This window comes from Mycobacterium sp., from assembly GCF_046095365.1.
GTDB lineage: Bacteria > Actinomycetota > Actinomycetes > Mycobacteriales > Mycobacteriaceae > Mycobacterium.
Map to the genome: position 1 here is coordinate 1 of NZ_JBJTJF010000115.1, position 6,413 is coordinate 6,413.

Below are 6,413 nucleotides of genomic sequence, written 5' to 3' on the forward strand. Positions count from 1 at the left end.
GTGCCACCGGCGGCCTCGGTGGCAACGGCGGCTCTGCGACGGCGTACGGCGCCGCCTACGGCGGGGCGGGCGGTGCCGGCGGGGCGGGCACCGCGGTCGGCGGCAACGGCGGCAATGGCGGAACCGCCACCTCCGCAGGCACATTCGAGCAGGGTGGCGCCGGCGGTGCGGGCGGCAGTGGGCCGAGTCCCGGCACTCCCGGACAGGTGGGCACCCCGGGAGCGGTCCAGACCGTCACGCTGGGTGGTAACAGCCCACAAGAGATGGCCGTCACCCCGAACGGCCTCTACACCTGGGTCGCCGATCTCAACGGAGCGGCGGTCTACGTCATCGACAACTCGAACCTGTCGGCGACGCCGCAGAAGATCGTCATCCCGGGTGCCGGCTCGAATCCGACCAGCGTCACCTTCACACCGAACGGGGCCTACGCCTGGATCGGCAGCTTCAACAACACGCTGACGGTGATCAACACCTCGACCTACCAGGTCGTCCAGCAGATCACCGCGGGCAATCGGAACCTCGACGTGGGGATCACCGCCGACGGCACCAAGGCTTACGTGACGGACTCGGCCAACAACGCCGTAAGGGTTTACAACACAAGCACTTACGCGCTGATCACCACGATCACCGGACTGAACGGCCCATTCGACATCGCAGTCAGCGGCAACAACAAGGCTTACGTGACCAACTACAACGCGGGAACCGGAACGACCGTTTCGGTGCTCAACCTGACCAACAACACGATCGGTTCGACCATCACCGTGGGAACGGGCCCGCTGGGGGTGGCTGTCAACGCGTCGTTGTCACGTGCGTACGTCGCGAACACCGCTTCCGGCACTGTGACGGTGATCAACACCAGCACCGACGCGGTGGTTGCAACGATCACCACCGGCGGATCCCCTCGGGATATCGCGGTCAGTGGTGACGGAACCCGCGCCTACGTGACGGATAGCACCAGCGGCAAGGTGTATGTCATCGACACCTCCAACAACACCGTGCTGGCCAGCCCCACCATCGGAAGCTCGCACATCGGCGTCGCAGTGAGTCCGGTCAGCGGTGCGCCGAGCATGTTGTACGTCGTCAACAAGAACACCAACACGGTGTCGGTCCAGCCGGTGTAGCGGTCGAGGCGGGCTGGCAGACTGATGGCGCCCATGAACGACAGCGCCGCCGAATCGCCCGCCCGGAATGCCGGACGCATCCTGCTCGGGGCGTTCATGTGCGTCGCCGGCATCGGCCATCTGACCTTCGCCCGGGCCGAGTTCCAGGCGCAGGTGCCGCCCTGGTTCCCGCTGTCCCCGGATCTCACCGTGCTGGCCTCCGGCGTCGTCGAGATCGCACTGGGCGCCGCGATGATCCTGGCGACCCGCAGGCGCGCGCTCGTCGGCCTGCTGCTGGCGGCGTTCTTCGTGGCGGTGTTCCCGGGAAACATCGCCCAGTGGATGCACCACCGCGACGCCTTCGGTCTCGACAGCGACCGCGCCCGGCTGATCCGGCTGTTCTTCCAGCCCGTGCTGATCGCCTGGGCGCTCTGGTCGACGGGAGCGTGGCGGTCGACGGGAACGTGGCGGTCGACGGGAGCGTGGCGGTCGACGCGATCCCGGCGGCAGTCGGCGTCCGATCGCTGATGTGCGACGATCGGGTCATGACGCGACGGCGCCGGACGGCGGCAACGGCCGTGACCTGCCTGACCGCCCTCGGCGCCGCCCTGGCCGGGCCGGCCGCCGCCGGCGCGGACCCGACCGAGCCGGCCGACCCGGCGCCGGTGACCACCACCGCGGTTCCGCCGCCACCGCCGCCTCCGGAGTCCGACGACCCGCAGACCCCCCACCAGCCCCCGGTCCCGGTGGATCCGGCCGCTCCCGCGGCGCCGGCCCCGGCCGCACCTGCCGCGGGCCCCGGCGACCTTCCTCCGGTGCCGCGGCCCTCGGTCCCGCCGGTGCAGAACCCGAACGCCACCAACAACGGAGGCATCCTGGGATCGCTGATCGACCTGTGGCACCAGGCCCGCAACCCCGACCTCACCCCGGGCGCCAGCCTCGGCGCGCCCACGCCGCCGCCGGGCGCCGGGCCGGCGCCGCCCCTGCCGCCCGGATACGTCTCGACCAACTCCCCGGGCTCGGAGACCCCGTCGGTCAACGGTGGTGCCGGTCCGGCCGAGGGCCGTCCCGCCCTGCCGCCCGGCTACTACCCGATCGGCGGCCCGCCGCCGCCGTGGTACCTCGACACCGCGGCCCCTCCGCCGGGTTCCTGATGTTGGGCTGAAGCCCAGCGGCCGGCACCGGATGCGTGTCAGGATTCGACCGAAATCAGCTCCGGAGCGAAACAGGTCGGTGAGCGTCGTTGCGCAACCCCAGCAGCCGTCTGGCGGCGGTGGTGCTGACCGTCATCGCCATGATGGTCCCGCCGTCCCGCGCCCCCGCCGAGGCCGCCCGCACCTGGTATCCCGGGGTGACGCCGCTGCCGACCCGCTGGACCGCGCTGGTAGGACCGGCCAATGCGCTGCCGGACTACCCGCGCCCGCAGCTGGCCCGGCCGGACTGGCTCAACCTCAACGGCGTGTGGGACTACCTCGGCCGCTCGGGTAAAACCCGGCTCGCGGCTCCGCCCACCTCCGAGGCGTTCACCGAGCAGATCCTGGTGCCCTACCCGGTCGAGTCCGCGCTGTCGGGCATCCAGCGCCACGACGCCGAAATGTGGTACCGCCGGGCCTTTCGCGTACCGGACAGCTGGCGGGGCCGACGGGTGCTGCTCAACTTCGGCGCGGTCGACCAGGCCGCCACCGTGTGGGTGAACAACCAACTCGTGGCCCACCACGAGGGTGGCTACACCGCGTTCGCCGCGGATGTCACCGGGGCGTTGAGATGGTCGGGAGCCGAGGAGATCGTCGTGCAGGCCGAGGACCGCAACGAGGCCGGTCCCTTCCCGGTGGGCAAGCAGCGCAGCAAGCCGTCCGGACTGTTCTACACCGGCGCATCCGGTATCTGGCAGACCGTCTGGATCGAACCGGTGGCCGACGCGCACATCGAAAAGCTCGATATCACAACCGATCTCGACAGCCTCACCGTGACAACCAAGGCATCCGGCATCCAGCAGCACCGGGCCGTGGTGTTCGCCGCCGAGCGCGGCGGACGCGTGGTGGCGGTCGCCTCCGGCCAACCGGGCACGCCGATCCGGGTGCCGATACCCAAACCGCGGCTGTGGAGTCCCGAGGACCCCTACCTCTACGACCTCAAAGTCGGGCTCGCCGATCCTGACGGCAAGGTGGCCGACCTGGTCTCCGGTTACGCCGGCCTGCGGACCGTCGGCACCGTCACCGACCGGCACGGGCGGCCAAGGATCGCGCTGAACGGCCGGATCACCTTCCTGCACGGACCGCTGGACCAGGGTTACTGGCCCGACGGCGTCTACACCGCCCCCACCGACGAGGCGCTGCGGTCCGACCTGGAGTTGGTCAAGCAGCTGGGCATGAACTTCGTGCGCAAGCACGCCAAGGTCGAGCCCGCCCGCTGGTACTACTGGGCCGACCGCCTCGGCCTGATGGTGTGGCAGGACATGCCGTCGCTGGACGTCTCGCTGCACATTCCGCGCGGCCCGGCGCCGGATCCGGTGGCGGCGGCGAAGGCCAACTTCGAGAGGGAACTGCTGGCCGTGGTCGACCAGCTCCGCAGCGTGACGTCGATCATCGGCTGGGTGCCGTTCAACGAGGGCTGGGGCGAGTTCGACACCGCCCGCATCGCCGATGCGGTCAAGGCGGCGGATCCCACCCGGATGGTCAACGCCAACAGCGGCGTCAACTGCTGCAAGTCCCGCGGCGACAGCGGGATCGGCGACATCTACGACGACCACACCTACGTCGGCCCGGGCCGCCCGGCACCGCCCACCCACGGGGTCAGGCTGGTCGGCAGCAGCCCGCCGATCGACAGCAGGCCGCTGGTGCAGGGCGAATACGGCGGACTGGGAATGCCGCACCCCAACCGTTGGCCGGGACAGCCGCAGTCCTACGAGATGGCGTTCAGCCAGGCCCAGCTCACCCAGCGTTACGCCGAGGTGAGCCGGGCTCTGGAGGCCCTCACCCGCGAGTCCGGCCTGTCGGGTGCGATCTACACCCAGAGTACCGACGTCGAGAACGAGGTCAACGGTTTCCTGACCTATGACCGCGCGTGGGCGAAGATGACGGTTTCCGTTGTCGCCGAACGCAATCGGGCGGTGATCGCCGCCGGATCGGCGGGGTGAGCGCAGGACCTCAGGCCCCGGCCGGGGCGTGCACGTCGCGCAGCCCCACCGCGTTGCGCAGGCCCGAGCAGTTGTGGCATCCGACGCAGCCGACGCAGTCCTCGCACCCCGTGCAGGCCACGCACGCCCGGCAGCGGCGGCACGACAGACAGGCCAGACATGCCGCGCACCCGCTCATCGCGAAGGACAGCGCGGTCGCGGCGCTGCCCGCCACCGCGCCGCTGCCGATGGTGCCGACCGACCCGGCCACCGCGACGCTGCCGACGGTGCCGGCCGAGCCGGCGACCAGGGCGCTGCCGACGGTGCCCAGCGAGCCCGCGACCAGGGCGCTGCCCACCGTGCCCGCCGAGCCGGCTATCAGGGCACCGCCGACGGTGGCGAAAGAAGCGATCACCCCGACCCCGCCGAGGGTGGCGACGGACAGCGGCGCGAGCAGCAGCTTGGCGAACATCCCATCAGCGTCTCAACGATCCGGTTCACGCGGGCGGCTTTGCGCCGCCGCACGCCACGGCGGATTCGCCGAAACGGCACCCGACCGTTATGAACCGGTGCTGTTACGCCCTCGCGGCGGTCGGCAGCATCAGGACGATGACGTCCAGGGCAGAGGTCGCGACCGACGGCACGGTGGCAGCGCGGGCGGCCGCGATCGCGTCGGTCGGCGCCGCGGTGATCCATTTCGCCGTCATCCCCACCCAGGGCCGCGCCTCGCTGGCCGCGGGGGTGTTCTTCGCCTCGGTGGCGATGTTCCAGCTGATCTGGGCGGTTCTGAGCTGGAACCGCCCCCCGGCGCTGCTCCTGGCCGCGGGCATCGGTGTCAACCTCGGCGTCGCAGCGCTGTGGATCCACTCCCGCTCCGAGGGCGCCTCCCCGGCCGGCGGCACCGAGGCGGTGCGGGCCGTCGGGATCTGTGCCCTGCTGCTCGAGTGCTACGTCGTCATGGGCGCCGCGTGGGCGTGGCTGCGCACCGGCGGGCGCGCCGAACCGGTGTCGGGCTGGAAAAGCGCCCTGGTGCTGCTCGGCGCCAACTCGGTGGTCGGCGCCGCGGTGACGGTCGGGCTCGCGTCCAGCCTGCAGAGCCCCGGCCAGCATCCGCTGCCGCTGGAGGACGGCTCCAGCCACCAGGGCCCGATCTCCGAACCCGCCGCGCCCGACGCGGGACGGGTCACCAAGTTCAGCGGCGGCGCCGCGGGCGGTCAGCAGCCCGGCGGCGGGTGAGCCCCCGGGCTCAGCAGGCGACGGTCAGATAGACCGTGGTGTTGGCCGGCGGGGCGTCACCGCGCAGCCCGTCGACGCCGGCAATCCGGCACTGCGACAGCGGATTGCGACGGCCGGGATTACCGCCGCCGTTCTGGACGACGACCGTGTAGCCCTGGCTCTCCAGGCGCTAACCGTACCCCTGGTCGGCCGGCCGGGGGCGGCCGCGCCACTTGCGGTACCCGCGGTGGGCGCCGAACGCGCCGACGATCGCCATCACGCACCACACCGCGATCGCGGCGTAGGCCAGCGGCGAATTGAGGTCCGAGATCGAGGCCCCCAGCGCGGTGTAGACGAAGGCCCTCGGCACCGACCCGATGAGGGCACCCACCGCCATCTGCCACAGCGGCACGCCGAACGCGCCGAACGTGTAGGACGCCAGCGCATCCGAGATTCCGGGGATGAACCGCTGACCCACCACCGCCCACAGTCCGCGGCGCCGGATCTGCTCGTCGATGCGCGCGGCCCACTGCGGACCGATCAGCGCGCGGGCGCTGTCCCGCCCGGCGTGCCGGCCGACCAGAGCGGCGATCACCGCCGTCGTCGCGGTCGCGCACAGGGTGACCACCGTGCCAAGCGCCGGGCCGAACAGCACGCCGCTGCCCGCGGCCAGCAGGGGGCCGGGCACGAACAGCGTCGCCAGCAGTGCCGAGACCGGGACATAGACCAGCGGGGCCAGCGGCCCGGCGCCGGCCACCGTCCGGCGCACCGCCTCGATGTCGATGACGTGGCGGACGGCGACGAGATAGAACAGCACCAGCAGGAAGGCGGCGAAGACCGCCAGGCGCAGGATGTGCGGCCGTCGGCTGACGGGCGGCAGGTCCTGCGGCTCGGGGGTGTCGTCAGCGGAAGCGGACATCCATCGTCGCCAGTCCGAAGATCTTGCGGCCGTCGGCCTTCGCCGCGACGAGCACCACGCCGGT

Annotated in this window: 7 protein-coding genes; 5 read left to right on the forward strand and 2 right to left on the reverse strand. The window is 71.5% G+C overall.

The genetic code is table 11. The features are described 5' to 3' along the window. The 4 genes from ACKOQ4_RS09590 to ACKOQ4_RS09605 form a co-directional block, all read left to right on the forward strand. The coding region (locus tag ACKOQ4_RS09590; protein WP_526291196.1) for a YncE family protein at positions 1-1,121 on the forward strand (1,121 nt) is incomplete at its 5' end. Between the two features lie 33 nt (positions 1,122-1,154). Further along, positions 1,155-1,628 (forward strand): DoxX-related protein, encoded by a 474-nt coding sequence (locus ACKOQ4_RS09595; RefSeq protein ID WP_526291198.1) that lies wholly within the window; start codon positions 1,155-1,157, stop codon positions 1,626-1,628. A gap of 17 nt (positions 1,629-1,645) precedes the next feature. Further along, positions 1,646-2,254: a hypothetical protein gene (locus tag ACKOQ4_RS09600; RefSeq protein ID WP_526291200.1), complete on the forward strand. Its 609-nt coding sequence runs from the start codon at positions 1,646-1,648 to the stop codon at positions 2,252-2,254. Between the two features lie 140 nt (positions 2,255-2,394). Continuing rightward, complete coding sequence (locus ACKOQ4_RS09605; RefSeq protein WP_526291208.1) at positions 2,395-4,236, forward strand: glycoside hydrolase family 2 protein; 1,842 nt, start codon at positions 2,395-2,397, stop codon at positions 4,234-4,236. A gap of 10 nt (positions 4,237-4,246) precedes the next feature. Here the strand turns inward: ACKOQ4_RS09605 and ACKOQ4_RS09610 are convergent, their stop codons facing one another. After that, positions 4,247-4,687, reverse strand: a complete 441-nt coding sequence (locus ACKOQ4_RS09610) for a hypothetical protein (RefSeq protein ID WP_526291202.1) — start codon at positions 4,685-4,687, stop codon at positions 4,247-4,249. Between the two features lie 137 nt (positions 4,688-4,824). On the opposite strand from ACKOQ4_RS09610, the gene ACKOQ4_RS09615 reads away from it, so the two are divergent. Further along, complete coding sequence (locus tag ACKOQ4_RS09615; RefSeq protein WP_526291204.1) at positions 4,825-5,451, forward strand: hypothetical protein; 627 nt, start codon at positions 4,825-4,827, stop codon at positions 5,449-5,451. A gap of 169 nt (positions 5,452-5,620) precedes the next feature. On the opposite strand, the gene ACKOQ4_RS09620 is transcribed toward ACKOQ4_RS09615, so the two are convergent. Continuing rightward, positions 5,621-6,349: a TVP38/TMEM64 family protein gene (locus ACKOQ4_RS09620; RefSeq protein WP_526291206.1), complete on the reverse strand. Its 729-nt coding sequence runs from the start codon at positions 6,347-6,349 to the stop codon at positions 5,621-5,623. Between the last annotated feature and the right edge of the window lie 64 nt (positions 6,350-6,413).